Raw genomic sequence first — 24,177 nt, forward strand, 5'->3', positions numbered from 1 at the left:
CGTCGGAGGTCGCGCCCGTTTTTTTGGCCCTGCACACGACAATTGTGAGAGCGAGTGCTTAGCGGCGGCGTGGCCGACGCTGCTCATCATCCGTACGGATCGGCACCGGTTGCAGCGGTGGCTCGATCAAGCCCAGCGCAACGCCAAGATCGTGGAGCCAGTTCTGGATTTTCTCTTTCATGGTTGCCCCCTTTGAGGGTAATGCTGGTCGGCGTGAGTTCTGTCGCCGTTTCCTACAGTGATAGTAGCCCTAAGTCCTACGCAATGCTTGAACGAAACCACAACGAACTATTACTGGATTGATCCGAATCCTGACGGAACGTTCACGCCGTCGCGCGGGTGTCTGGCAAATGCGCTGCTCTGCCCTCTTGCTGCAGGTCGATCCATGCATTGAGGTTAGCGCCGAGCATACCTTTTCGCCACATCAGCCAAGTGGTAGCAGTGGCAAAAGGCCCGGTCAGCGGATGAACGGACACGCTGTCCTTTCCCGGAAGGCTGTCGAGCATCGATTCGGACATCAATGCCACCCCTGAACCGGCGATCACGCAAGCGAGCATGCCTTGGTAGGATTCGATCTCGATAGCGCGCCCCATGGCCACGCGCTCGTGGGAAAACCAGGTTTCCAAGCGCGTGCGGTAGGCGCAGCTGCGTCGGAAAGTGAACACCGAACGGCCAGCCACATCCTGGGGACCGCGTACCGGCGGGTGATCGGCCTCGCAAATCAATACCAGGCGCTCCTCGCACAGCGGTACGCCATCCAGGGCAGCGATCGTCAACGGGCCGTCCACCAAGGCCGCATCCAGCCGGCCCGTGATCAAACCTTCCAGTAATTCCCCGCTGGGCGCCGATTGCACCTGCAAGTTCACCATCGGGTAAGCCTTGTGATAGCGCGCCAATAACTTGGGCAAATGAATCGCGGCGGTGCTGTACATGCTGCCCAATACAAAATCGCCGGCCGGTTGCCCACCTTGAACGGCGCCATGGGCTTCGTCGTGCAACGCCAGCAGTCGGGTGCTGTAGTCCAGCAGCACTTTGCCCGCAGGAGAAAGTTGCAAGCGCTGGCGTTCGCGTACGAACAGTTCAACGCCGAGTTGCTCCTCCATCTGTTTTAGCCGGGTTGACAGGTTCGATGGCACGCGGTGCAGGCGCTCGGCCGCACGGGTGATGGAGCCCTCCTCTGCCACGGCTTGGAAAATCCGGAATTGACTGAACTCCATACCCTTCTCCAAAACTGAACAAGTTACTCACTATTATTCAATTTAACAGAAAATCAATCCGCCCTAGCCTACAAGTCATTCGCTTTCTTGTAGGAAACCTGAGCATGTCACCGCTGATTCGCTTACTCGCCAGCTTTATCGCCCTGATGATGGCCATGGGCATTGGCCGCTTCGCCCTCACCCCGCAAATGCCGCATTTGCTCAGCGAAGGCCAGATCGACCTGACCGGTGCCGGGTTGATCGCAGCTGCCAATTACCTGGGCTACTTCGTTGGCGCAGTGGACTCGATCTTCGCCCGCAGCCACCACCATGTACGCGGGCGCCTCTACGGCGGGCTGTGGCTCTGCGTATTGCTGACACTGGCGTCGTACTGGGCCGATGGGTTCTGGCCACACTTGGTGTTGCGCTTCGGCACCGGCGTGGCCAGCGCCTGGGTGTTGGTGATGATCACCAGTTTGAGCCAGCCACTGGCGATTGCCGCCGGCAGGCCCCGCCTGGGCGCGTTGATATTTGCCGGACCTGGGCTGGGGATTTTACTGACGGGTGTGCTAGCGCTGGGCTCGAACCTGATGGGGCAAAGTTCTGCCACGCTGTGGCTAGTCTACGGCCTGGTTGCGCTGCTTATGCTGCTGGCGATCCTACCGTTTTTACCGAAGCCGACCATCGCAGTCACACAGGCGACGAGCGCGGGCAACAACGGCAGCATCGTGCACCTGTGCTGGATTTACTTCTTGTACGGCCTGGGCTACATCATCCCGGCGACCTTTCTCTCGCAGATGGCCAACGCGCAGTTCAAAGGCGCCTGGCAAGCCGATCTGTTCTGGCCTTGCTTTGGCCTGGCGGCCGCACTGGGTGTAGTGGTGACTAGCCTGCGCCGCAAAAAACCGCACACCACCCGCCGCTGGCTGATGGCGACCTTATGGCTGCAAGCGGCGGGGGTGTTCGCTTGCCTGCTCGGCAATAGTTGGGGCCTGGCGCTCGGTGTATTGCTGTGCGGCGCGCCCTTCCTGGCGTGCATGCAACTGGTGATGGCGCGCTTGCGGGAGGTCGCGCCCCACGGCTATCAACGCAGCACTGGGTTGCTGACTGCCAGCTTTGCCATCGGCCAACTGAGCGGGCCGTTGCTGGCGTCGGTGAGCAGCCACCTCAGTGGTGGCCTGCAGCCGGCGCTGGTGGTTGCCGGTGCCGGTTTGTTATTGGCGGGCTCAGTACTGATCAACCGCCCACTACCGGTGCATCCGATGTGCACACACGTAGCCGACAGCGCAGCAAACGGCGGTTAAGCAGGTGCCCCACGCCATGTCCATCACCGCCAACCCGGCCGACCAGCCTTGAAGCGTGGCCCAGTTGCTCAAGTCATAAGTGCCGTAGGCCACCAGGCCAAGCAAGGCGCCTGAACGCGCAGCGCGTTGCCAACTTGCACTGGGCAAGACCACCAACACTACACAACCGAGCACATACAGGAGATAGAACAATACCGCAGGCAACAGGCGCGGCTGATCAAGCATCAGCGGGCCGAGCAGGGATTTGTAGGTAGGGCCCATCAGGACACCGAGCCATAGGCCGTCAAGCACGAGGAAGGCGAGCAAGGTACCGAGGTAGGCGAACAGCGTTCTCTTGGACATGACACAAGCCTTTGTAGGAGCGAGCTTGCTCGCGAAAAACGTACATCCGACGCCACACTGCGCCTGGAATATTTTCGCGAGCAAGCTCGCTCCTACAGAAGAGCAAGTCGTGCTCAGCTTAGTTCAATGCGATCCGCATGAATCACGATCTGACCTTGTTTATAGAGCGCACCAATGGCCTTCTTGAAGTTGCCCTTGCTCACGCCGAATAAGTTGCTGATCAACGCCGGGTCGCTTTTATCGCTGACCGGCAGGGTGCCGTTGTTGTCGCGCAACTTGGCGAGGATCTTCGAGTTCAGGCTGGAGGCCGCTTCCTGGCCAACCGGTTGCAGGCTCAGGCTGATGTTGCCATCGGCGCGGATCTCTTTAATGAAGCCTTTCTCTTCCTTGCCCGGGCGCAGGAACTTGAACACTTCGTTCTTGTGGATCAGGCCCCAGTGCTTGTTGTTGATGATCGCTTTGAAGCCCATGTCCGTAGCTTCGGCCACCAGCAGGTCGACTTCCTGGCCCACCTGGTAGTTGGCTGGCGTCTTATCCAGGTAGCGGTCAAGACGTGCAGTGGCAGTGATGCGCTTGGTGTGTTTGTCGAGGTAGACGTGCACCACGCAATATTCACCCGCCGTCAGCTGGCGTTTTTCTTCTGAATACGGCAACAGCAGATCCTTTGGCAGCCCCCAATCGAGGAACACACCGATACTGTTGACTTCCACAACTTTCAAACTGGCAAATTCACCGACTTGAACTTTGGGTTTTTCGGTGGTGGCGATAAGTTTGTCATCGCTGTCCAGATAAATGAAAACGTTAAGCCAGTCTTCATCTTCGCTGGGAATATCTTTAGGGATATACCGATTAGGCAAGAGGATTTCCCCATCTTGCGCACCATCGAGGTACAAACCAAAGTTAGTGTGCTTGACCACTTGCAAGCTGTTGTAGCGCCCGACTAAAGCCATTTCCAATACCCTCATTACGTGGGCGGCATTCTACCCGAGTTGCGCCCCGTACGCGCGCACGCCTGAAAAATCGCGGGCTGGCATGGCGTTCCACTGGCATCACCCCACTCGTCTGATCAAGCGGTTGAATTTTGCCATGCCGCCAGCCCCCACGCGTCCAATGGTTTCGAGCTAAAACAGCAAGTTAGCGCTTTATTTCATCGATTAACTTCGGTTGTTTCACGGTTTGGCAATTACTCCTCAGGGATATTTGCCAAGCAATTGTCAAGTATTTCCTGTACGATGCCTGGCCAAGTTAATTTTCTACAGGTTAGTGGCCGCCATGCGCGTAAAAGCATCCAACAGCAAAGCAAAGCCAGCTCCCGCCGTTGAAACCAGCGAATCGATCAACAGCCAGATTGCTGCATTCCTCAAGCAGGGCGGCGAAATCCAGCAGATTGCCAAAGGCGTGAGCGGCCAGACTTTCGGCCCGTCCAAGCAGATCAGCCTGGGTAAGAAGTAATACCCAGCACACCATCTGGTCCCTAAGCGTCTTGCCTTCAAGGCGCTAGGACTAGAGTTCAACCCCCCTCGCACGCCATTCAATATCAAGCTAATCGACGAACGGGCCTCAGCGCCTGGCATTCGCCGGTATCCTTGCACACGTCTAGCACGGGCATCTGCCCGAATCCATCCGTTACTGCTCCTCGCTTTTCATGGAGTGAAGCATGCTTAAACGCTGCATTTTCCTGGTCAGTATCCTGGTCGCCAGCCCTTTGGCCGAAGCGCAAATCTTCCAGCGTGAATTGGGTGACTTCGACCTGAAATTGGGCACCACCCCCAGCCGCAGCATGGCCCAGGGCCTGGTAAAGCCTACCTCCCCTGGCAGCGGATCATTTCACGGTGGCCTGGACCTTACCCACGATAGCGGCCTGTATGTCGGCCAGTATTCACCCAACATGGGCCTCTCTTCGGCCAACAACCTCGAAGTCGACTCCTACATGGGGTTCAAGCGCCCTTTCGACCAGACCTTGGGCTACGAAGTAGGCCTGATCCACTACAGTTACCCCAAGCTCAGCCCCTTCGACAGCCAGGAGTTCTACGGCGGCCTGAACTTGCTGGGCAACCGCTTCGGGGTGTCCTTCAGCAACGACCCCGACCGCCAGGACAGCACCCTGTTTGCCGACCTCGGCGGTACCCAGCCTTTCGGCATCGGCGTCAGCATGAAATACACCACCCATCAATTGGGTACACCGGTCTCGGTAGAGAGCGGTGCCATCAGCAGTTTCAGCGACTGGTCGGTGCAATTTTCCAGGGCCTGGAAGGGTATTGACCTGGACCTGATCTACAGCGACTCCAGCCTCAGCGGCGGTGACTGCTCGGCCTACTCCGGACACAATTCGCAATGTGACGGCCTGTTGACCTTGAAGGCTGTCCGGTCGTTTTATTGATGGGCTGAACTGTCGCACCCGGCGCAGGTTCACATGCATTAACCCCATCCGTGCAAGGACTCGCCCATGTTGCGTCGGCTTAAACTCCTGATGGTATTGCTGACCCTGAGCCTGGTGCTCGCCGGCTGCAATCGCGTGGGCCTTGCCTACCGTAATCTCGACGTGATCATCCCCTGGACCCTCAACGACTACCTGGATATGAACGCCGGACAGAAGAGCTGGTTCAACGACACGCTCAAGGAACACCTGGCCTGGCATTGCACCACGCAATTGCCAGGTTACCTGGACTGGCTGGACCGCCTGCAGCAAATGGTCGACAGCAACCAGGTCACCGACGCCGCATTGCAAGCCCGAACTGTCGAGGCCAAACAAGCCATTGCCGAGATTGCGCGGGAAATCACCCCGTCAGCCGTGCAATTGCTCCAAGGCCTGGATGATCAACAGGTCAAGGACATGAACGATGCCTTGGTCAAGGACCTGCGCAAACGCCAAGACGAATACCTCAAGCCGCCGCTGGCGCAACAAATCAAGGAGCGCGCCCAGCGCATGAGTAAACGCCTGGATGCCTGGATGGGCCCGCTAAATGCCAGCCAGCAAAACCGCGTAACGGCCTGGTCCATCGCCCTGGGTGAACAGAACCAGGCGTGGATCGGCAACCGCGCCCATTGGCAGGCGCAGTTTATCGAGGCCGTCGAACACCGCCACGACGCCGACTTCCCGCAGAAGATGCAACGTTTGCTGGTGGACAGGGAGAGCCTATGGACGCCTGAATACCGTGCTGCCTATGCCCAGACCGAAGCGGCAGCGCGCAGCCTGATCGTGGACCTGATGGCTGAGAGCACGGTGCAACAGCGTCAGAAGCTGAAGCAAAAAATCGACGGCGTACGAAGCGATTTCAAAGCGCTCAAATGCCTCAAGGCCGGCGCAACTCAATAGGAATGGGAGCATCGCTCCCGCCCACATTGGATTCAGGGATTATATAGCGCCACCGGCAATCGCAGCCTCAGAAGCGACCCGCTCAAAAGTGGCTTCATCCAGCGCGTCGTTCTGCTGGTCCATTACGTGCCGGGGGTGCTCATAGCCAGGAATCGAGCTGTCGATCAACGCCAGCAGGCTTGCACCCCGCGGGGTCAAGATGAAGTTCTCACCGTTGCCGCCCTCCTCTTCGGGGCGCGACTCAATGAACCCGCGCTTGAACAACAGCGCCTCGTAGTCCGCAGCAGTCTTTTTCAGCGCATCCAGGTTCCCGGTGTCCTCGCCAGCCGTCGCCTTCTCGGCCGCTTCCTGCTCAGCGTATTTACGCGGGGCAAAGCTGCCCTCGCCGTTCTGCACTTCATGCAGCAAACGTTCGATCAGATCCCAGTTGTAAGTCGTCATCCTGATTCCTCCTGCAGGCCGATGAAAAATTAGCCCGTCAAAGGTAGTGACACGTCCTGGCACCTGCCGTTCAAACGAATGGACGGGCGTCATTTCTCTGAACTTTCCAGACATTCATCGCCTCAACTGCATATACCGCCAAGGAGGTCCGTTCATGAAAACCCTGATAAACCTGGCCGTCGCCGCCACACTGCTAACCGCGCTGCCCGCTTGGGCTTGTACGCCCGAGGAGGCCACGGCCAAGCGCGAAGAGTTGGCCAAACAAGTAAGCGAACTCACTAAGCAGAACCCGACGAAAGCCAAGGAGATGAATGACGAGTTGCAGAAAATGGACCTGGATACCGAAAGCGCCAAGTTTCCTGACAAGTGCCAGTTGATCGAGGCCCGGCTCAAGGAGTTGAAGGAAGCGGCCGCCAAGACAGCAAACTGATGGCGAAAAAAAACCGGACATCGTCCGGTTTTTTTATGCCCCTGTGCTTATTCGGCAGCGGGTGCTTCTGGCTTGCGGCGCTTGAGCGGTGCCATGCCGTCCTTGCTGACGAGCGACAGGTTGTCGGTCTTCGGGCGGTTGGCGATCTTGCGCTTGGTCGGCGACTTGGCGCCGGCTTTCTTCTTGTCGCCCTTGGCGTCGGTCTTTTTCTTCTTCACGCCAACGGCCTTGCCCGACGCCTTGACCTTCTTCGGCCCGGTGTAGGTGCCTTTGACTTCCTTGATGGTGCGGCGCTCGAACGACTGCTTGAGGTAGCGCTCGATGCTCGACATCAGGTTCCAGTCGCCGTGGCAGATCAGCGAGATGGCCAGGCCATCGTTGCCGGCACGCCCGGTACGGCCGATACGGTGTACGTATTCGTCGCCGCTGCGTGGCATGTCGAAGTTGATGACCATGTCCAGGCCGTCCACGTCCAGGCCGCGGGCGGCGACGTCGGTGGCCACCAGGATCTTCACGCCGCCAGCCTTCAGGCGGTCGATGGCCAGCTTGCGGTCCTTCTGGTCTTTCTCGCCGTGCAGCACGAACGCCTTGTAATCCTGCGCCACCAGGCGACCGTAGATGCGGTCAGCCGCAGCCCGGGTGTTGGTGAACACGATGGCCTTCTGATAGGTCTCATTGGCCAACAGCCAGTTGAGGATCTGCTCTTTGTGCACGTTGTGGTCGGCGGTGACGATCTGCTGGCGCGTGGTCGCGTTGAGGTCGCTGACGTTGTTGACCTGCAAGTGCTCAGGGTTGTTCAGGACCTTGGCGACCATGTCGCGCAGGGTCGAACCGCCCGTGGTGGCGGAGAACAGCATGGTCTGCTGGCGATTGACGCACTCAGCCACCAGGCGCTGCACGTCATCGGCAAAGCCCATGTCGAGCATGCGGTCAGCTTCGTCGAGCACCAGCACTTCGACTTCCTTGAGGTCGAGGTTGCCAGCGTTGAGTTGCTCGATCATGCGCCCTGGGGTGCCGATCAGGATGTCCGGCACCTTGCGCAGCATGGCGGCCTGGACCTTGAAGTCTTCGCCGCCGGTGATCAGGCCGGACTTGATGAAGGTGAACTGCGAGAAGCGCTCTACTTCCTTCAAGGTCTGCTGGGCCAGCTCGCGGGTCGGCAGCAGGATCAGGGTCTTGATGCTCACACGGACTTTGGCCGGGCCGATCAGGCGGTGCAGAATCGGCAGGACAAAAGCAGCGGTCTTGCCGCTGCCGGTTTGAGCCGTCACCCGTAGGTCACGCCCTTGGAGCGCGAGCGGGATGGCCGCTGCTTGCACAGGCGTAGGCTCGACAAATTTCAGCTCGGCCACGGCTTTGAGCAGGCGTTCGTGCAGGGCGAATTGGGAAAACACGGGTGCTACCTCGAAGAAATACAAAATATCAGCTGCATAGGGTACCGGTTTCGGGCGTCCAAACCGAGTTTCTTTACGCGAACGGTGCTAATCAGCTGCTTTTTTGTCAGCGCGTTTGTCTGCAACGTCAACTTTGTTGCACTTAAATGCTCTAATCGCCTCGTCTCGTCTTACAGAAGAATCGCTTTCATTCATGGATATCAAACAGCTCTGGCTCAACGTCCAGGACCTCTGGGGCACTCTCGATGAACACCCGCTGCTGCATGCCGGCCTCGGCTTGCTGGTGTTGCTGGTGGTGGCCCTGTTGCTTGGACGGGTAGCGCGTTACCTCATCATTCACGCCATCAAACTGCTTGGCCGCCAACCGGCCCTGCACTGGCTCAACGACCTGCTGCACAACAAGGTCTTTCATCGCCTGGCGCAAATGACGCCGTCCCTGGTGATCCAGTTCGGCCTGTACCTGGTGCCGGGCTTGAGCAAGACCGCCATTCTGTTTATTGGCAATCTGGCACTGGCGTTCACCATCCTGTTCATGACGCTGGCCGTGAGCGCCCTGCTCAATGCCCTGCTGGATATCTATGCCCGCACCGAACACGCGCGCACTCGCTCGATCAAAGGCTATGTGCAGTTGGCGAAGATGGTGCTGTTCGTATTTGCCGCGATCATCATCGTCGCCACGCTGATCGACCGTTCGCCGCTGTTGCTGCTGTCGGGCCTGGGTGCCATGTCGGCGGTGATCCTGTTGGTGTACAAGGACACGCTGCTGTCGTTCGTCGCCAGTGTGCAATTGACCAGCAACGACATGCTGCGGGTCGGCGACTGGATCGAAATGCCCCAGGTCGGCGCTGACGGCGATGTGGTGGATATCACCCTGCATACGGTCAAGGTGCAGAACTTCGACAAGACCATTGTCTCCATCCCCACCTGGCGCCTGATGTCCGAGTCGTTCAAGAACTGGCGCGGCATGCAGGCTTCCGGTGGGCGGCGCATCAAGCGCAGCCTGTATATCGACGCCAGCGGCGTGCGCTTCCTGCGCGATGACGAAGAAGTGCGCATGACCCAGGTGCACCTGCTCACCGGCTACATCGGCCGCAAGCAGGCCGAACTCAAGGCCTGGAACGAGGCCCAGGGCCACAGCGCGCAACTCTCGGCCAACCGCCGGCGCATGACCAACCTCGGTACCTTCCGCGCCTACGCGTTGGCTTACCTGCAAAGCCACCCGGATATCCAGCCGAACATGACCTGCATGGTGCGCCAGATGCAAACCACCGCCCAGGGCGTGCCGCTGGAGATCTACTGCTTCACCCGCACCACGGCGTGGGCGGATTACGAGCGGATCCAGGGGGATATCTTTGATTATCTGCTGGCGGTGTTGCCGGAGTTTGGCTTGAGTCTGTATCAGCAGCCCAGCGGCAACGATTTGCGCGCCGGGATGCTACCGGCGCTGGCGGGCGTCAGCCATTTGCCTGAGCCCGAAAACAGCCCGGCGTAGTGATGGAAGTGGGTGACCAGGTGGATGCGGCGCAGATCAAGCAATCGACTGTCGCCGAGCGCTATCAAGCCGGGTGATCCACACCGCCCCCACAATCACCAAGCCGCCCAGGGCCAGACGGCCCAGCGGTTCATGCTGGTTCCAGATCAGCAGGTTCAGCAGCAGCCCAACCGGCACATGCAGGTTGTTCATCACCGCCAGGGTGCCGCCATTGACCAGGCAGGCCCCCTTGTTCCACCAGTACAGGCCCAGCGCCGTGCTGACCAGGCCGAGAAACACCAACACACCCCATTGCAGCGGCGCCTCCGGCAGGAAGTCGGACTTGCCGAACAGCAGGAACGCCGGCAGCACCACCAGTAGCGCCCCCAGGTAGAAATAGCCGAAGCGGCGGTAGTGCGGCAGATCACTCGGATAACGCGCCACCAGATGCTTGTACATCACCTGCCCGGCGGCATAGGTGAAGTTGGCCAGTTGCAGCAGCAGGAAGCCCATGAGGAAGTGCGGGGTGATCTGGTCAAAACGGATAATCGCCGCGCCCGCCACCGCCACCAAGGCTGCCACCAGCGCCCAGGGGTTGAAACGCCGGTTGAGCGCGTCCTCAATGAGGGTCACATGCAGCGGTGTGAGGATGGTGAACAGCAACACCTCAGGCACCGTGAGCACACGAAAGCTCAGGTACAAGCACACGTAGGTCACGCCGAACTGCAGCGCACCGATAATCAACATGCCGCGCATAAACGCAGGTTCCACCGAGCGCCAGCGTGTCAGTGGGATAAACACCAGCCCTGCCAGCAGCACCCGCACCAGGACCGCAAAGTAGCTGTCGACATGACCGGCGAGGTATTCGCCGATCAAGCTGAAGGAAAATGCCTGAATCAGGGTGACAACCAGTAGATAGCCCATGTGCGCCTCATTTCGAATGGGCGCGACATTAAAGCTTTTCGGGACTTGAAGAAACTCGGCGCAAAAAAAACCCGACCTCGCTGAAGCGGCAGTCGGGCAGGAGCACTCAGGAGCTACAAGTGCAAAGGGAGGTTCGATACGCGTACTTGAAGGGTTTGCGTGGCGCCATATAAACAGCGCGGGATTATCTGGCGATTAAAGCTTCAGGCGACTTGCGCCAGCTGTGCTTTTGCGTGATTGATGCCCTTCTCCTGGAAGTCACCACCCAGGTTCACCCCTTCGGCGTGAATGAAGGTGACGTCGTGAATCCCGATAAATGCCATGACCTGGCGCAGGTACGGTTCCTGATGATCCGAGCTCGCGCCGGTATGAATGCCACCGCGAGCGGTGAGTACGATGGCACGCTTGCCGGTCAACAGACCCTGTGGCCCGGTGGCGGTGTACTTGAAAGTCACACCGGCCCGCAACACGTGATCCAGCCAGGCTTTAAGGGTGCTGGGGATGGCAAAGTTGTACATCGGCGCGGCCATAACCAATACGTCCGCAGCCAGCAGCTCGTCAGTCAATTCATTGGAGCGGTCCAGGGAAACCTGTTCATCGTCGTTACGCTGATCGGCCGGCTTCATCCAGCCGCCCAGCAGGTTGGCGTCCAGGTGAGGCACTGGGTTGAGCGCCACGTCACGCAGGGTGATGCGGTCCGCCGGATGGGCTGCTTGCCAGTGGCTGATGAACTGTTGGGTGAGCTGGCGGGAAATCGAATCCTGCTGGCGCGCACTGCTTTCGATGATCAGGACATTGGACATGGCTTCGTAGGCTCCATCGGTAATTGCTGTAAGTCGATGGAGCGAAGGTTATCCAGGGCCTATTCGATAAAAAAGCGCAAAAAACTGCTATAACCCATCTAGAAATTTGTTCTTAAGCGGAGTATTCCTGTGGACATGCTCCGCTGCTGCTTTATTTTGGGGCGCAGACCAAGGCAATACGCATCTTGATGATCGCCCGGTTGAACTTGGCCGTGGCGTTGGTGCTTTTGCCGGCGGGCACGGTCACAGTGCGACGGCGCGGTGATTCCGGGCCGTTGGTGAAGGTTACCGAACACACCGCGTCGTTAGCGCCGTAATTACTCAATTGGATCGAACTGATGTCGGCGTCCACATCGGATGCTGTGTAGTCCACGCTTACACCGTCGATCTTTTTAGTCACGTCGATGGGATAGGCAAACGCGCTAATCGGCAGCAGCGCCAGCAACACACAACAGAATTTTCTCATTCGGCAGTCTCCAATAAGGATCGCCAGCTTAGGACAAGAGGAGCTCATCTTGAAAGCGCCCCGCGTTACCCTCGATCAATGGCGCACGCTGCAAGCCGTGGTCGACCATGGAGGCTTTGCCCAGGCAGCAGAAGCGCTGCACCGTTCGCAATCTTCGGTGAGCTACACCGTGGCCCGCATGCAAGACCAGCTTGGCGTCCCGCTGCTGCGCATCGACGGGCGCAAGGCGGTGCTGACCGAAGCCGGTGAAGTACTGCTGCGCCGCTCCCGGCAACTGGTGAAGAACGCCAGTCAACTGGAAGACCTTGCCCACCACATGGAACAAGGCTGGGAAGCTGAAGTACGTTTGGTGGTGGACGCGGCCTACCCGAATGCGCGCCTGGTACGCGCCCTCACCGCATTTATGCCGCAGAGCCGTGGCTGCCGGGTCCGCTTGCGCGAAGAAGTGCTGTCCGGCGTCGAAGAGTTGCTGCTCGATGGCCTGGCCGACCTGGCTATCAGCAGTTTCATCATCCCGGGCTACCTGGGCACGGAAATGAGCGATGTGGAATTCATCGCCGTGGCCCACCCCGATCACTCACTGCATCGCCTGAACCGTGAGCTGAGTTTCCAGGATCTGGAAAGCCAGATGCAGGTGGTGATCCGCGACTCCGGCCGCCAGCAACCGCGGGACGTCGGCTGGCTCGGCGCGGAGCAGCGCTGGACCGTCGGCAGCCTGGCCACCGCCGCTACCTTCGTCAGCAGCGGCCTGGGTTTTGCCTGGCTGCCTCGCCACCTGATCGAACGCGAACTCAAGGAGGGCTTGCTCAAACAGCTACCCCTGGAAAAAGGTGGCAGCCGCAACCCGACGTTCTACCTGTATGCGAACAAGGACAAACCCCTGGGGCCGGCGACGCAGATCCTCGTGGAATTGCTGCGTACCTTTGACACCGCTCCCTTGGACGCGCCTTTTGCCGCTCCCCAACAAGCCTGAAACGGAGTTCACCCATGGCCTGGTTCGACCATGAAGGCTGCAGCCTGCATTACGAGGAATACGGCCACGGCAACCCGCTGATACTGATCCATGGCCTGGGCTCAAGCTGCCAGGATTGGGAGATGCAAGTGCCGGTACTGGCCCGGCACTACCGCCTGATCGTGGTCGACGTGCGCGGTCATGGCCGCTCCGATAAACCCCGCGAGCGCTACAGTATCCAGGGGTTCACCTTCGACCTGCTCGCCCTGATCGAACACCTGGGCCTGCCAGCCGCCCACGTGGTGGGGTTATCCATGGGTGGCATGATCGCTTTCCAGCTGGCGGTGGAGGAACCCACCCGGGTTAAAAGCCTGTGCATCGTCAACAGCGCGCCCGAGGTCAAGGTGCGCAGTGCCGATGACTATTGGCAGTGGGCCAAGCGCTGGACCCTGGCCCGCGTACTCAGCCTGAGCACCATCGGCAAGGCCCTGAGCGAGCGACTGTTCCCCAAACCACAGCAAGCCGACCTGCGCCACAAGATGGCCGAACGCTGGGCAAAAAACGACAAACGTGCTTATCTCGCCAGCTTCGACGCGATTGTGGGCTGGGGCGTGCAGGAACAACTTTCGAGGATTACCTGTCCAACCCTGGTCATCAGCGCCGACCACGACTACACCCCCGTGGCGCAGAAAGAAATCTATGTAAAACTGCTGCCCGATGCGCGACTGGTGGTGATCGAAGATTCCCGCCATGCCACGCCCTTGGATCAACCCGAAGTCTTTAATGCGACCTTGCTCGATTTTCTAAAGACAGTCGAAACCACTACCCAGGATCACTGACCCATGCTGAAAAAACTCGCCTTCTTTGCCGGTTCTGTTCTGTTCGCTGCCAACCTGATGGCGGCCGAGCCTGCCAAGGCGCCCCACGTGCTGATCTCCACCACCAATGGCGACATCGAGATCGAACTGGACCCGGTCAAGGCGCCGATCAGTAGCAAAAACTTCCTCGCTTATGTCGACAAGGGCTTCTACACCAACACGATTTTCCACCGTGTGATCCCGGGTTTCATGGTCCAGGGCGGCGGGTTCACTGCGCAAATGTCGCAAAAACCCACCGAAGCACCGATCAAGAACGAAGCGAGCAACGGCCTGCACAACGTGCGTGGCACCTTGTCCATGGCCCGCACCAATGACCCGAACTCGGCCACCAGCCAATTCTTCATCAACGTCGCCGACAATGCCTTCCTCGACCCCGGTCGCGATGCCGGTTATGCCGTATTCGCCAAAGTGGTCAAGGGCATGGACGTGGTCGACATCATCGTCAACTCCCAGACCACCACCAAGCAAGGCATGCAGAACGTGCCAATCGATCCTGTTCTGATCAAGTCGGCCAAGCGCATCGACTGAGGTCTGCAGGTAGCTTCGCGCGGTGCCCGCACGGCACCGTGCGCATTTGAAAGGAGAGCCCGCCCGGCGGGCGTCAAACCTAATGCTCTATCGTCGCTTTGAACAACTGATCGATATTTTCCGCGACGCTCCCAGCGCGGCCCCTCCCGAAAAAGTCCTGCCCTTCTATCTCTATTACCTTCGCCAAGTATGGCCGTGCTTCGCCGCACTGCTGGTGGTCGGGCTGGTCGGTGCGCTCATCGAAGTCGCGCTGTTCAGCTACCTGAGTCGCATCATCGACCTGGCCCAGGGCACGCCACCGGCGAATTTCTTCCAGATCCACAGCACCGAGTTGATCTGGATGGCCGTGGTCGCCCTGCTGTTGCGCCCGATCTTCAACGGGCTGCATGACTTGCTGGTGCACCAGACCATCAACCCCGGCATGACCAGCCTGATCCGCTGGCAGAACCACAGCTACGTGCTCAAGCAGAGCCTGAACTTCTTCCAGAACGATTTCGCCGGGCGCATCGCCCAGCGGATCATGCAAACCGGCAACTCCTTGCGTGACTCGGCCGTGGCGACAGCCGAAGCCATCTGGCACGTGTCGATCTACGCCATCAGCGCCCTGGTGCTGTTTGCCGAGGCCGACTGGCGGCTGATGATCCCGTTGATCACCTGGATCGTTTGCTACAGCCTGGCTCTTCGTTACTTCGTACCGCGCGTGAAGCAACGCTCGGTGATTTCCTCGGAAGCGCGCTCCAAGTTAATGGGCCGAATTGTCGACGGCTATACCAATATCACCACCTTGAAGCTGTTCGCCCATACGCAGAATGAGCAGGAATACGCCAAGCAAGCGATCATCGAGCAGACCGAAAAAACCCAACTGGCCGCTCGCGTGCTCACCAGCATGGACACCGTAATCTGTATTTTGAACGGCCTGCTGATTGTGACCACCACCGGCCTGGCCCTCTGGCTGTGGACCCAATCGCTGATTTCCGTCGGTGCAATTGCCTTGGCCACCGGGCTGGTGATCCGCATCGTCAACATGTCCGGCTGGATCATGTGGGTGGTCAATGGCATCTTCGAAAACATCGGCATCGTGCAGGACGGCCTGAAAACCATCGCCCAGCCACTGGCCGTGATCGATCGCGACAACGCCCCACGCCTGGACGTGCCCCAGGGTCAAGTGCGATTCGAGCAGGTGGACTTCCACTACGGCAAGAAGAGCGGGATCATTGGCGGCCTCAACCTGGAGATCAAGGCCGGGGAAAAGATCGGCCTGATCGGCCCGTCCGGCGCAGGCAAATCGACCCTCGTCAACCTGCTGCTGCGCCTGTACGACCTGCAAGGCGGGCGCATCCTGATCGACGGCCAGAACATCGCCGAAGTGGCCCAGGAAAGCCTGCGCGAACAGATCGGCATGATCACCCAGGACACCTCGCTGCTGCACCGTTCGATCCGCGACAACTTGCTGTATGGCAAACCCGACGCAACAGACGAAGAGCTCTGGGCCGCCGTGCACAAGGCCCGCGCCGATGAGTTCATCCCGCTGCTGTCGGACTCCGAAGGCCGCACCGGGCTGGATGCCCATGTGGGTGAACGCGGGGTGAAACTGTCTGGCGGTCAGCGGCAACGTATCGCCATCGCACGCGTACTGCTCAAGGACGCGCCGATCCTGATCATGGACGAAGCCACCTCAGCGCTGGACTCGGAAGTGGAAGCGGCGATCCAGGAGAGCCTGGAAACCCTGATGCAGGGCAAGACGGTGATTGCGATTGCGCACCGGTTGTCGACCATTGCGCGAATGGACAGGTTGGTGGTGCTGGAGAAAGGCCAGATCGCCGAGACCGGCAGCCATGCCGAGCTGCTGGCACATGGCGGGCTTTATGCGCGGTTGTGGCAGCATCAGACCGGCGGATTCGTGGGAATAGATTGATTTCATTGGATAGGTGCACCGGCAATTCCGAACAATTCTGACAGCTTTCTCTATCCCGCTGGTCTTGAGACACAATCCTGCTGTACTGCAATCAGGCCCCTGGAGGGCCCTGATTTAAGGCCGCAGGGATGCTTCACAGACCCGTTAATCAGATAGAGAAATCTACTAAGGATGTGTTCATGTCACTGTTCAAGCGTTCCGTAACGGAAGGACTGGGTACGTTTTGGCTGGTGTTGGGCGGCTGCGGGAGTGCGGTGTTGGCCGCAGCGTTCCCCAACGTCGGAATCGGTTTGCTCGGTGTGGCCCTGGCGTTCGGGCTCACGGTGCTGACCATGGCATTTGCCATCGGACACATCAGCGGCTGCCACCTTAACCCGGCGGTTTCGGTGGGGCTGGTAGTGGGCGGACGATTTCCGGCCAAGGAGTTGCCGGCCTACATCGTCTCCCAGGTGATCGGCGGCACTGTCGCCGCGGCGCTGCTGTACTTTATCGCCAGCGGCAAGCCTGGATTCGAACTGGCCACCGGGCTGGCAAGCAATGGTTATGGCGAGCATTCACCGGGTGGTTATTCGATGGTGGCAGGGTTTGTCTGTGAGCTGGTGATGACAGCGATGTTCGTGCTGATCATTCTTGGCGCCACCGACCGCCGCGCTCCGGCGGGCCTGGCACCTATCGCCATTGGCCTGGCGCTGACGCTGATCCACCTGATCTCGATCCCGGTCACCAACACCTCGGTCAACCCGGCCCGCAGCACGGGGCCTGCGTTGATTGTCGGCGGCTGGGCGCTCCAGCAATTATGGTTGTTCTGGCTCGCGCCGATCCTCGGCGCGGTGATCGGCGGCGTGACCTACCGTTGGTTGGGCAAGGAGGAGCAGGCTTAAAGGCAAACGAGTCAGCCCTGCCGATAAGGCAGGGTTGCCCTCGCCTCTTCGGCATACGCCAGAATCCCCACCCGCTCCCGCTCAAGAAAATCCTCCACGGCACTCTTCAACCCAGGATGGCGCAGGTAGTGCCAGGAGCGGGTAATCACCGGTTCAAATCCGCGAATCAATTTGTGCTCACCCTGGGCGCCGGCGTCGAAGCGTTGCAGGCCGTGGGCGATGGCATAGTCCATACCCTGGTAGAAGCAGGTTTCGAAATGCAGCCGGTCGAATTCTGCCAGGCAGCCCCAGTAACGGCCGTAGAAGCTGTCGCCACCGATCAGACTAAAGGCCATGGCCACCGGGCGCGGGCCTTGTTTGGCCAATACCACGCAGATCGCCTCGGGCATGCGTTCGGCCAACAGGCTGAAAAACGCCCGGGTCAGGTAGGGCGATTGGCGGCGTACCGCGTAGGTGTTGGCATAGCAGGCATAGACAAAATCCCACTGGGCTTCGCTGAGCTCATGGCCTTTCAGCCACTCGAACTCGATACCCTGCCCTGCCACTTGTTCGCGCTCTTTGCGCATCTGTTTACGCTTGCGTGAACTCAGGGCGTCGAGGAAATCCTGGAAATCACGGTAGCCACGATTCTGCCAATGAAACTGGCAGCCCAGGCGTTGCATCCAGCCCGGTTGCCGGGCCAGAGCATCATCGGCCAAGGCGTCGGTGAAATTGATATGAGCGCTGGAGAGCCCTTCGATTTCCAGATAGCCCGGCAGGCTGTTCAACAGTTCGAAGCCGTCCTCGGCATTGGCGGCCAAAAGACGTGGGCCGCTGACGGGGCTGAACGGTACGGCCGTCAGCAGCTTGGGGTAGTAGTCGATACCGGCGCGCTGGCAGGCATCGGCCCAGCCATGGTCGAACACGTACTCGCCGTAGGAGTGCCATTTGCGATAACTGGGCAATGCCGCCACCAACCGCTCCCCTTCCCAGTGCAGCAAATGCTCCGGCTGCCAGCCCGAATGCCGGCCCAGACTGGCGCTGTCTTCCAGCGCGCTCAAGAACCCATGCCGCACAAAGGGCTGAGCCTGCGGCACCAGGGCGTCCCAGAGCTCTGGGGCGATTGCGGACAGGCTGTCCAGGCGTTGCAACGGCATCGGCATCCTCACTGATTCTTGACGTGAAAGCCTGGCGAGTATCGCTTATCAGACCCCGGCGCACACCACGAAAACACGCCGACAGACGTGAAAATAATTAGTTCCGCCCTCAACCCGTTTGTCATCTAGATGAAATCACTTAGCCACTACTCCGTCATAAACGATCGCGATACTGACGCCTGTTTTTAGAGCGCCGGCTTCTAGCAGGCGGCTATTTTTCCGTCCGTTATCGGTCGGTTGTGTCCTGGATGGTTTGCCATCCCTCCTCACTTTCGGAGATTGATATGCGTCTTGCTTCCACTAAAACTGCGGCGGTCCTGTGTGGCGGCCTGTTGCTGGCCCTGAGCCTACCGGCCAGCGCTGCAGTCGACGCTAAATTGCTCGACATGCTCAAGGCCAACGGCCAGATCACCGCAGCGCAGTACACCGAACTGCAAGCGGAACTGGCCAATGACCAGAAAGAAAAGCAGATCGCACGGCAAGCTCAACAAGAGACCAACGAGCAGATCGCGGCCACCGCGAAAAAAACCAACGACCTGAGCGTGTTCGACCAGAAGCTGGCTTGGGCTGCGAAGACCCAGTTCAAGGGGGATGTGCGCTTCCGTCAGGAAACCATCAAGATCGATGGCGAGCCTAACAACGGTGGGCGCGATAAGGACCGTCAACGTATCCGTGCCCGCCTGGGTGCGTACACCGAAATCAACCCGCAGGTAGACACCGGTATTCGTATCGCCACTGGTGGTGGCGACGATGCGCGCTCTACCAACCAGGATCAGGACGGTTACTTCGATAAAAAATCGATCTGGCTGGACCTCGGCTACATCGACTACCACCCGGACCAGATCAAGAACCTGCACATCATCGGCGGCAAGATGCTCCAGCCGTGGGTAAGCATGGGCGACGTGATCTGGGATAGCGACATCAACCCTGAAGGCCTGGCAGTCACCTACAAATACCCACTGGGCAGCAGCGCCGAACTGTTCGGTAGCCTCGGAAACTACAACCTCAAGGACAACGTCGACGGCGACGGCGTGCAATTTCGCCACGACCTGCGCCTGACGTCCGGCCAGTTGGGGACGCGTTTCTCGGTCACCGACAACCTGAAAATGACCCTGGGCGGCAGCGTCTACGCCTACCAGAACGACAAGGACAGCCGTTGCACGACCACCACCACGCCTTGCGCACTGGCGGTCAACGGTAACTCGGCCAACAACGAATTCCGCCTGTATGAAGGCTTTGCACAGGCAGATGTCGGCGGCCTGGCAGTGCCCCTGTCGTTCTACGGCCAATACGTGAAAAACAACGATGCCGTGACCGATCAGGACACCGCCTGGTTGCTGGGCGCCAAGTCCAAAGTGTTCGGTTTCAACCTGGACTACAACTACCGCGACGTGCAACGTAATGCGGTCGTAGGTGCCTTCACCGATTCGGACTTCGCCAACGGCACCACCGGTTCACGCGGCCACAAAATGAAAGTCAGCTACGACATCGACAAGAACTTCGCCCTCGGCGCCACCTACTTCCTGACCAAGGCTGACTTCGCCAGCCGCACTCAGCGTGATGCCAACACCAACACCCTGCAGTTGGATGCTGAAGCCAAGTTCTAAGAAAAACAGCTTTGAGCGGCAAGTGACGAGCTTCAAGTAGAAGCGCGCCACTTGTCGCTTACAACTTGGAGCTGTTTTATTGCTCTTTGCGCCGTTCGGCCGCCAGCCGTTCAGCCAGCGCATCAGCCCCCTCCACCGGCTCCTGCGGCAGGATCTTCAGCGTCGCCTGCATCAGGCGCATCTGACGGATAAAGCGCCGGCAGTTCGGGCAGAACATCAAGTGATGACGCACCATCAGACGTTCACGAAAGGTCAATTGACCATCAAGATAGTCACTGGAGCGTGCTACTTGCTCTCTACAGGTCAACATTCTCCCGTTTCCTCAAAATGCTCCACCGTGGCGAAGACTTTAAGCCGTGCCCGATGCAACAGCACACGCACGTTGGAGAGCGAAAGGGTCAGAAGATTACAGATTTCTTCCAGCTCCAGGCCCTGGCGCTCACGCAACACCAGCACACTGCTTTGCAATTGGGACAAACTCAGAATCGTGTGCTCCAGGCATTTGCGCAGTTCATCTTCGGTCAACAGCGCTTCCGGGGTGTCCTGGTGCCAGGCATACGGGGCAACTGCCCAATGGCCATCATCCGGGCTGAAGCGGTCATCACCAATGGTGCCGTGGGGCGAAGGCAAATCATCGAGCAGTACTTCCCGGCGATTTTGTTTGTAACGGCTTTTGGCGGAGTTGGCCGTGATGGTCAACAGCCACGTCTTCAGGCTGGATCGCCCTTCGAACTTGGCGAGGTTGCGCACCACCGAGAGCCAGGCATCTTGCACCACCTCGTCGGCGTGACGCTGGCCGACGATGGCATATGCTACCGCCCGCATTGCGCTTTGATAAGTGGTGACTAATTCCTTGTAGGCCCGCTGCTCTCCCTTGAGCAGGCGTTCAAGCAGGTGCGCGTCGTCCGCTGCTGCCATCGTTTACCTCAATCTTGCCTTGGAGATACGGTCAATGTGGCAGCTGACTTGCCTGCGATACAGGCAGCTCCCACATTTGACCGCGTCGGGCCGCGCAATCAGCGCTTGCGCAGGATCACACTGCCAATCGAATATCCGGCGCCAAAAGAGCTGAGTACGGCAACAGCGCCCTTGGGCAGGTCATCCTGGTAGGTGTGAAACGCAATCACTGAACCGGCCGAGCTGGTATTGGCGTAAGTATCGAGGATCACCGGCGCTTCTTCCACCGACGCCTCGCGCCCCAGTAATTTCTTCACGATCAGATGGTTCATGCTCAGGTTGGCCTGGTGCAGCCAGAAGCGCTTCACATCCGTGACACTGAGCTGGTTTTCGGCCAGGTGCGCACCGATCAACTCGGCCACCATTGGGCAGACATCGCGAAATACCTTGCGGCCTTCCTGTACGAACAGCTTGTCAGGGGCTCCGACGCCCTCTTCCGCGGTGCGGTTGAGGAAGCCGAAGTTGTTGCGGATGTTATTCGAGAACTGGGTCAGCAGCTTGGTGCTTACCACGTCGAACTGATGCTCGGATGTCGCCAGGTCGGCGCGCTCCAGGACCACTGCGGTGGCAGCGTCACCGAAGATGAAGTGGCTGTCACGGTCACGGAAGTTCAGGTGGCCGGTGCAGACTTCCGGGTTGACCATCAGGATCGCCCGGGCCTGGCCCAACTGAATGCTGTTGGCCGCGTTCTGGATGCCGAAAGTGGCGGAGGAGCACGCCACGTTCATGTCGAAACCGAAGCCCTGGATACCCAAAGCCTCCTGGACTTCAATGGCGATCGCCGGGTAGGCACGCTGCAGGTTGGAGCAGGCAACGATCACGCCATCGATATCGGCGGCGGTCTTGCCGGCGCGTTGCAGGGCTTGTTCCGCAGCGCCGACAGCCATCTGGCAAAGCACCGACCACTCGTCGTTGCTGCGCTCAGGCAATCGTGGAGCCATGCGCTGCGGGTCAAGGATGCCGTCCTTGTCCATCACGAAACGGCTCTTGATACCGGACGCTTTCTCGATGAATGCCGCGCTCGACTCGGTCAGCGCCTGCACCTCGCCACGCTCGATGGCGGCGGCATTGTCTGCGTTGAACTGTTGCACATAGGCATTGAAAGACTGCACCAGCTCTTCGTTGGAGATGCTGTTGGCCGGGGTATACAGGCCAGTGCCGCTGATGACGACGTTATGCACGGTCGTTCCTCTAAATCTGTCAGGCAGAAGATATTGGTACCGTCGTACCAAACTGTAAGTCGTTTGATCCCGTCCAGCGGCCATCAAACTGGCAACGCTTTATTCCATCGCGCCGCTTTGACGACGATCCCGGCATTTATAACCGCGAAGTTTGCCACAAACCCGGAATTTTGGCGCCATTATCCAGGGTAGCCCTCATTTTAATGTGGGACCTGGCTTGCCTTAATGCCGGTCAGTTAAGCGAACGAAATGCTCAAAGCAGCGAAGATCAAATGTGGGTGCGGGCTTGCTCGCGAAGGCGTCGGCCCAGCAAACATTGAGGTTGACTGACCCTCCGCTTTCGCGAGCAAGCCCGCTCCCACAGGGGATCTGCGCTTAACTGACTGGCATTATGGCTTGCCTGCGAAAGCCATGAGTATCTACACAACTCTCGGTACGCCACAGGTTCAGCGCAATACCCAGAGTTGTGTAGATACTTATGCCATCGGCGCACAGATCGAAATCCTGGTCACCCACGTCAACGGCGGCACCTGGCAACTGAGCGACGACATGCTCGGCTTCGCCCTCGGCACCATGCGAGTGAAACACAACAACGATTTCAGCGAAGCCATCTCCCCTGCTGCCAGCTTCAACACCGGCGTGCTGTGGAAAAACCTGCTGGGCAACCTGAGCCTGGTGAAAAATCCCACATAACCGCCGGATAAGCTCTACTCCTCAGCCCTGAAAACCGCTGCAAAGTCCCTCGCCTGATTAAACAGTGCGAGGGATTGCAGATGGTATTTTTCGTTAGAGCCTCGGTTGACGGGGGGCTCCCATGATCGGAGCGACCAACCAGGCTATCGGCTTTCTGGTTCTGGCCGCGATGGATTCTAAGACGCGTGACGTCGAATCCGTACTCACCGATTTCCGCCAATGCCTCAACGCCTACGACACCTGGGCAGAGAGTTTCCTCAGCTTTTCGGCACTGGATGTCGAGCAGGTGTTCAAGGTCGGAAATGAAGTGGCGCTGGTAGCACCGATCAACCGCTCTATCCTGCCCAGCAGTACTGTCGCTACATGTCAGGCCAACGGCACTCTGACGCTGGTGCACATGTTCCAGAGTGTTCGGTTCGTGCCTATTGGCAATACGCCAGTGATGGTGCAACGCATAGATCTAAACGGTGGCGCGCTGGGCAAGCCGATCCATAAAACCATCGGCCCCAGCGGCATTCTGGAAATCACCGAGTGTGATCGCAACCAGCAGTACCGAGTCAGTTTTTACCCCAACGTTTCCACGGCGCATTTCAAGGCCCTGTATGTCTCTTATCAGTCGGTTATCGCACCGCTGGAAGACTGGCTGCGCAACGAATGGCACGACACATTCGAACCGCTATGGAAGGGCTATTCCGAGGCGAACTTTCTCAAGCGCTACCTTTCGTTGCACCACGCCTACGCCCGAGGATTTGGCGAAGCGCTTTATTCACTGTGGGACAACATCAAACAATTGTTTCAGTGGCTTGCAGATCCGCTGGCCAATGCTGAAAAGCTACTGCATTACCTTTCCCAGGACGAGCTTGAAAAGCTACTGGCGTTAAGCACAGAGACCCTTGCCAAGGGCCTACTCGTGCTCAGCGATGAACCCTTGCTGTTCATCTACCTGGCGACACTGGTCAGTTGGATGCGTTTGTTGCCCCCGCCGTATATGAACGAGCTGTTGGGGGAAATCAGTGCCGAGGTACTGATCAATCTATTGTTGGCGCTGGCGACAGGCGGTATGGGCGTTGTGCTGCGCATGAGTACGCAAGTGCTGGCTGGCATCAAGTCTCGCCGCGCCCGCGAATGGTTGGAGCGGCTCGCCACGCAATTCAATAAGGCCCGCTTGGATGAGCACGCCGAAGCTGCCAAGCCCATATTGCTCAGCAGCCAGGCAACGCCGATCAGGACGGTACCGGTTGCGCCGTTGAAGGCTGGGGATCAGGTGGTTTCAAACCCGATGCCGGCGGTGCGCAGCAAGTCTCAGCAGACCGTATTGGTCCGACAGGAGCACGTCGATGATGCGCCTGTCATGGCTTCGAA

General features: G+C 58.9%; 26 protein-coding genes and 1 pseudogene. 14 read left to right on the top strand and 13 right to left on the bottom strand.

All coding sequences use genetic code 11. From position 1 onward, the window contains the following. Nucleotides 1-58 precede the first annotated feature (58 nt). Together FRT59_RS27375 and ptrR are read right to left on the bottom strand one after the other, a co-directional pair. Entirely contained in the window at nucleotides 59-181 is a 123-nt protein-coding gene (locus FRT59_RS27375) for a PA1414 family protein (RefSeq protein WP_003193089.1), read from the bottom strand. Between the two features lie 142 nt (nucleotides 182-323). Further along, nucleotides 324-1,217, bottom strand: coding sequence for a putrescine utilization regulator PtrR (gene ptrR / locus FRT59_RS10235; protein ID WP_153871103.1), 894 nt, complete (start codon nucleotides 1,215-1,217; stop codon nucleotides 324-326). A 104-nt stretch (nucleotides 1,218-1,321) separates the two neighbouring features. Between ptrR and FRT59_RS10240 the strand changes: the two genes are divergently transcribed. Next, nucleotides 1,322-2,500 carry an MFS transporter gene (locus FRT59_RS10240; protein WP_153871104.1) on the top strand — a complete coding sequence of 393 codons (1,179 nt, stop codon included), beginning with the start codon at nucleotides 1,322-1,324 and terminating at the stop codon, nucleotides 2,498-2,500. On the opposite strand, the gene FRT59_RS10245 is transcribed toward FRT59_RS10240, so the two are convergent. Then, nucleotides 2,444-2,842 carry a DUF2177 family protein gene (locus FRT59_RS10245; RefSeq protein ID WP_080752902.1) on the bottom strand — a complete coding sequence of 133 codons (399 nt, stop codon included), beginning with the start codon at nucleotides 2,840-2,842 and terminating at the stop codon, nucleotides 2,444-2,446. The genes FRT59_RS10240 and FRT59_RS10245 overlap by 57 nt on opposite strands. A gap of 113 nt (nucleotides 2,843-2,955) precedes the next feature. Then, a complete protein-coding gene (locus FRT59_RS10250; RefSeq protein ID WP_034117150.1) occupies nucleotides 2,956-3,792 on the bottom strand; it encodes a CvfB family protein in 837 nt (278 codons plus the stop codon). Nucleotides 3,793-4,114: 322 nt separating this feature from the next. Here FRT59_RS10250 and FRT59_RS10255 point away from each other — a divergent pair, with 322 nt between their 5' ends. The 3 genes from FRT59_RS10255 (at nucleotide 4,115) to FRT59_RS10265 (ending at nucleotide 6,158) form a co-directional block, all read left to right on the top strand. Next, nucleotides 4,115-4,294 (top strand): hypothetical protein, encoded by a 180-nt coding sequence (locus FRT59_RS10255; RefSeq protein ID WP_034117151.1) that lies wholly within the window; start codon nucleotides 4,115-4,117, stop codon nucleotides 4,292-4,294. A gap of 205 nt (nucleotides 4,295-4,499) precedes the next feature. After that, nucleotides 4,500-5,222, top strand: coding sequence for a TorF family putative porin (locus FRT59_RS10260; protein WP_153871105.1), 723 nt, complete (start codon nucleotides 4,500-4,502; stop codon nucleotides 5,220-5,222). Between the two features lie 66 nt (nucleotides 5,223-5,288). After that, nucleotides 5,289-6,158 (top strand): DUF6279 family lipoprotein, encoded by an 870-nt coding sequence (locus tag FRT59_RS10265; protein WP_153871106.1) that lies wholly within the window; start codon nucleotides 5,289-5,291, stop codon nucleotides 6,156-6,158. Nucleotides 6,159-6,197: 39 nt separating this feature from the next. Here FRT59_RS10265 and FRT59_RS10270 read toward each other — a convergent pair whose 3' ends face one another. Then, nucleotides 6,198-6,599, bottom strand: coding sequence for a transcriptional regulator (locus tag FRT59_RS10270; protein ID WP_153871107.1), 402 nt, complete (start codon nucleotides 6,597-6,599; stop codon nucleotides 6,198-6,200). 154 nt (nucleotides 6,600-6,753) lie between these two features. Between FRT59_RS10270 and FRT59_RS10275 the strand changes: the two genes are divergently transcribed. After that, on the top strand, nucleotides 6,754-7,029 hold the full coding sequence (locus FRT59_RS10275; RefSeq protein ID WP_034117155.1) for a hypothetical protein: 276 nt from the start codon (nucleotides 6,754-6,756) through the stop codon (nucleotides 7,027-7,029). 47 nt (nucleotides 7,030-7,076) lie between these two features. On the opposite strand, the gene FRT59_RS10280 is transcribed toward FRT59_RS10275, so the two are convergent. Continuing rightward, a complete protein-coding gene (locus FRT59_RS10280; protein ID WP_034117156.1) occupies nucleotides 7,077-8,423 on the bottom strand; it encodes a DEAD/DEAH box helicase in 1,347 nt (448 codons plus the stop codon). A gap of 193 nt (nucleotides 8,424-8,616) precedes the next feature. Between FRT59_RS10280 and FRT59_RS10285 the strand changes: the two genes are divergently transcribed. Beyond that, nucleotides 8,617-9,915 carry a mechanosensitive ion channel family protein gene (locus FRT59_RS10285; RefSeq protein WP_153871108.1) on the top strand — a complete coding sequence of 433 codons (1,299 nt, stop codon included), beginning with the start codon at nucleotides 8,617-8,619 and terminating at the stop codon, nucleotides 9,913-9,915. A gap of 36 nt (nucleotides 9,916-9,951) precedes the next feature. Here FRT59_RS10285 and FRT59_RS10290 read toward each other — a convergent pair whose 3' ends face one another. The 3 genes from FRT59_RS10290 to FRT59_RS10300 all read right to left on the bottom strand — a co-directional run bounded on the left by FRT59_RS10290 (nucleotide 9,952) and on the right by FRT59_RS10300 (nucleotide 12,087). After that, the gene (locus FRT59_RS10290; RefSeq protein ID WP_153871109.1) at nucleotides 9,952-10,818 is read right to left on the bottom strand and encodes a carboxylate/amino acid/amine transporter; all 867 of its coding nucleotides are present in this window, start codon (nucleotides 10,816-10,818) and stop codon (nucleotides 9,952-9,954) included. A 203-nt stretch (nucleotides 10,819-11,021) separates the two neighbouring features. Continuing rightward, the gene (locus FRT59_RS10295; protein WP_034117162.1) at nucleotides 11,022-11,621 is read right to left on the bottom strand and encodes an FMN-dependent NADH-azoreductase; all 600 of its coding nucleotides are present in this window, start codon (nucleotides 11,619-11,621) and stop codon (nucleotides 11,022-11,024) included. A 151-nt stretch (nucleotides 11,622-11,772) separates the two neighbouring features. Continuing rightward, on the bottom strand, nucleotides 11,773-12,087 hold the full coding sequence (locus FRT59_RS10300) for a hypothetical protein (protein WP_034117163.1): 315 nt from the start codon (nucleotides 12,085-12,087) through the stop codon (nucleotides 11,773-11,775). Nucleotides 12,088-12,136: 49 nt separating this feature from the next. On the opposite strand from FRT59_RS10300, the gene FRT59_RS10305 reads away from it, so the two are divergent. The 5 genes from FRT59_RS10305 (at nucleotide 12,137) to aqpZ (ending at nucleotide 17,241) form a co-directional block, all read left to right on the top strand. Then, nucleotides 12,137-13,060, top strand: a complete 924-nt coding sequence (locus FRT59_RS10305; RefSeq protein ID WP_034117164.1) for a PA3225 family LysR-type transcriptional regulator — start codon at nucleotides 12,137-12,139, stop codon at nucleotides 13,058-13,060. A 14-nt stretch (nucleotides 13,061-13,074) separates the two neighbouring features. Continuing rightward, nucleotides 13,075-13,878 carry an alpha/beta fold hydrolase gene (locus tag FRT59_RS10310; protein ID WP_153871110.1) on the top strand — a complete coding sequence of 268 codons (804 nt, stop codon included), beginning with the start codon at nucleotides 13,075-13,077 and terminating at the stop codon, nucleotides 13,876-13,878. 3 nt (nucleotides 13,879-13,881) lie between these two features. Beyond that, complete coding sequence (locus FRT59_RS10315) at nucleotides 13,882-14,445, top strand: peptidylprolyl isomerase (protein WP_153871111.1); 564 nt, start codon at nucleotides 13,882-13,884, stop codon at nucleotides 14,443-14,445. Between the two features lie 82 nt (nucleotides 14,446-14,527). After that, nucleotides 14,528-16,360: an ABC transporter ATP-binding protein gene (locus tag FRT59_RS10320; RefSeq protein ID WP_034117167.1), complete on the top strand. Its 1,833-nt coding sequence runs from the start codon at nucleotides 14,528-14,530 to the stop codon at nucleotides 16,358-16,360. Between the two features lie 179 nt (nucleotides 16,361-16,539). Beyond that, complete coding sequence (gene aqpZ, locus FRT59_RS10325; protein ID WP_153871112.1) at nucleotides 16,540-17,241, top strand: aquaporin Z; 702 nt, start codon at nucleotides 16,540-16,542, stop codon at nucleotides 17,239-17,241. Between the two features lie 11 nt (nucleotides 17,242-17,252). On the opposite strand, the gene FRT59_RS10330 is transcribed toward aqpZ, so the two are convergent. Then, the gene (locus FRT59_RS10330) at nucleotides 17,253-18,377 is read right to left on the bottom strand and encodes a GNAT family N-acetyltransferase (protein WP_153871113.1); all 1,125 of its coding nucleotides are present in this window, start codon (nucleotides 18,375-18,377) and stop codon (nucleotides 17,253-17,255) included. A gap of 284 nt (nucleotides 18,378-18,661) precedes the next feature. On the opposite strand from FRT59_RS10330, the gene FRT59_RS10335 reads away from it, so the two are divergent. Then, on the top strand, nucleotides 18,662-19,984 hold the full coding sequence (locus FRT59_RS10335; protein WP_034117169.1) for a putative porin: 1,323 nt from the start codon (nucleotides 18,662-18,664) through the stop codon (nucleotides 19,982-19,984). A gap of 76 nt (nucleotides 19,985-20,060) precedes the next feature. Here the strand turns inward: FRT59_RS10335 and FRT59_RS10340 are convergent, their stop codons facing one another. The 3 genes from FRT59_RS10340 to FRT59_RS10350 form a co-directional block, all read right to left on the bottom strand. Then, on the bottom strand, nucleotides 20,061-20,294 hold the full coding sequence (locus tag FRT59_RS10340) for an anti-sigma factor family protein (RefSeq protein WP_034117170.1): 234 nt from the start codon (nucleotides 20,292-20,294) through the stop codon (nucleotides 20,061-20,063). Beyond that, the gene (locus FRT59_RS10345) at nucleotides 20,288-20,902 is read right to left on the bottom strand and encodes an RNA polymerase sigma factor (RefSeq protein WP_034117171.1); all 615 of its coding nucleotides are present in this window, start codon (nucleotides 20,900-20,902) and stop codon (nucleotides 20,288-20,290) included. Before FRT59_RS10345 ends, FRT59_RS10340 begins: the two co-directional genes overlap by 7 nt. 98 nt (nucleotides 20,903-21,000) lie before the next feature. Beyond that, nucleotides 21,001-22,122 carry a beta-ketoacyl-ACP synthase III gene (locus FRT59_RS10350; protein WP_198809652.1) on the bottom strand — a complete coding sequence of 374 codons (1,122 nt, stop codon included), beginning with the start codon at nucleotides 22,120-22,122 and terminating at the stop codon, nucleotides 21,001-21,003. A 411-nt stretch (nucleotides 22,123-22,533) separates the two neighbouring features. Between FRT59_RS10350 and FRT59_RS10355 the strand changes: the two genes are divergently transcribed. Next, nucleotides 22,534-22,815, top strand: a complete 282-nt coding sequence (locus FRT59_RS10355) for a hypothetical protein (protein ID WP_034120648.1) — start codon at nucleotides 22,534-22,536, stop codon at nucleotides 22,813-22,815. Nucleotides 22,816-22,936: 121 nt separating this feature from the next. After that, nucleotides 22,937-24,177, top strand: a pseudogene (locus FRT59_RS10360) (type IV secretion protein Rhs); the annotation flags it as partial.

Origin of the sequence: Pseudomonas haemolytica (genome assembly GCF_009659625.1) — a bacterium.
Classification (GTDB): domain Bacteria; phylum Pseudomonadota; class Gammaproteobacteria; order Pseudomonadales; family Pseudomonadaceae; genus Aquipseudomonas; species Aquipseudomonas haemolytica.

What these genes read in the sequence shown, in the direction of transcription:
- FRT59_RS10285 (WP_153871108.1), top strand. Translation starts at nt 8,617, where the DNA reads ATGGATATCAAACAGCTCTGGCTCAACGTCCAGGACCTCTGGGGCACT.
- FRT59_RS10290 (WP_153871109.1), bottom strand. Translation starts at nt 10,818, where the DNA reads ATGGGCTATCTACTGGTTGTCACCCTGATTCAGGCATTTTCCTTCAGC.
- FRT59_RS10270 (WP_153871107.1), bottom strand. Translation starts at nt 6,599, where the DNA reads ATGACGACTTACAACTGGGATCTGATCGAACGTTTGCTGCATGAAGTG.
- FRT59_RS27375 (WP_003193089.1), bottom strand. Translation starts at nt 181, where the DNA reads ATGAAAGAGAAAATCCAGAACTGGCTCCACGATCTTGGCGTTGCGCTG.
- FRT59_RS10335 (WP_034117169.1), top strand. Translation starts at nt 18,662, where the DNA reads ATGCGTCTTGCTTCCACTAAAACTGCGGCGGTCCTGTGTGGCGGCCTG.
- FRT59_RS10295 (WP_034117162.1), bottom strand. Translation starts at nt 11,621, where the DNA reads ATGTCCAATGTCCTGATCATCGAAAGCAGTGCGCGCCAGCAGGATTCG.
- FRT59_RS10245 (WP_080752902.1), bottom strand. Translation starts at nt 2,842, where the DNA reads ATGTCCAAGAGAACGCTGTTCGCCTACCTCGGTACCTTGCTCGCCTTC.
- FRT59_RS10355 (WP_034120648.1), top strand. Translation starts at nt 22,534, where the DNA reads ATGAGTATCTACACAACTCTCGGTACGCCACAGGTTCAGCGCAATACC.
- FRT59_RS10315 (WP_153871111.1), top strand. Translation starts at nt 13,882, where the DNA reads ATGCTGAAAAAACTCGCCTTCTTTGCCGGTTCTGTTCTGTTCGCTGCC.
- FRT59_RS10345 (WP_034117171.1), bottom strand. Translation starts at nt 20,902, where the DNA reads ATGGCAGCAGCGGACGACGCGCACCTGCTTGAACGCCTGCTCAAGGGA.
- ptrR (WP_153871103.1), bottom strand. Translation starts at nt 1,217, where the DNA reads ATGGAGTTCAGTCAATTCCGGATTTTCCAAGCCGTGGCAGAGGAGGGC.
- FRT59_RS10300 (WP_034117163.1), bottom strand. Translation starts at nt 12,087, where the DNA reads ATGAGAAAATTCTGTTGTGTGTTGCTGGCGCTGCTGCCGATTAGCGCG.
- FRT59_RS10320 (WP_034117167.1), top strand. Translation starts at nt 14,528, where the DNA reads ATGCTCTATCGTCGCTTTGAACAACTGATCGATATTTTCCGCGACGCT.
- FRT59_RS10330 (WP_153871113.1), bottom strand. Translation starts at nt 18,377, where the DNA reads ATGCCGTTGCAACGCCTGGACAGCCTGTCCGCAATCGCCCCAGAGCTC.
- FRT59_RS10250 (WP_034117150.1), bottom strand. Translation starts at nt 3,792, where the DNA reads ATGGCTTTAGTCGGGCGCTACAACAGCTTGCAAGTGGTCAAGCACACT.
- FRT59_RS10265 (WP_153871106.1), top strand. Translation starts at nt 5,289, where the DNA reads ATGTTGCGTCGGCTTAAACTCCTGATGGTATTGCTGACCCTGAGCCTG.
- FRT59_RS10340 (WP_034117170.1), bottom strand. Translation starts at nt 20,294, where the DNA reads ATGTTGACCTGTAGAGAGCAAGTAGCACGCTCCAGTGACTATCTTGAT.
- FRT59_RS10275 (WP_034117155.1), top strand. Translation starts at nt 6,754, where the DNA reads ATGAAAACCCTGATAAACCTGGCCGTCGCCGCCACACTGCTAACCGCG.
- aqpZ (WP_153871112.1), top strand. Translation starts at nt 16,540, where the DNA reads ATGTCACTGTTCAAGCGTTCCGTAACGGAAGGACTGGGTACGTTTTGG.
- FRT59_RS10255 (WP_034117151.1), top strand. Translation starts at nt 4,115, where the DNA reads ATGCGCGTAAAAGCATCCAACAGCAAAGCAAAGCCAGCTCCCGCCGTT.
- FRT59_RS10260 (WP_153871105.1), top strand. Translation starts at nt 4,500, where the DNA reads ATGCTTAAACGCTGCATTTTCCTGGTCAGTATCCTGGTCGCCAGCCCT.
- FRT59_RS10240 (WP_153871104.1), top strand. Translation starts at nt 1,322, where the DNA reads ATGTCACCGCTGATTCGCTTACTCGCCAGCTTTATCGCCCTGATGATG.
- FRT59_RS10310 (WP_153871110.1), top strand. Translation starts at nt 13,075, where the DNA reads ATGGCCTGGTTCGACCATGAAGGCTGCAGCCTGCATTACGAGGAATAC.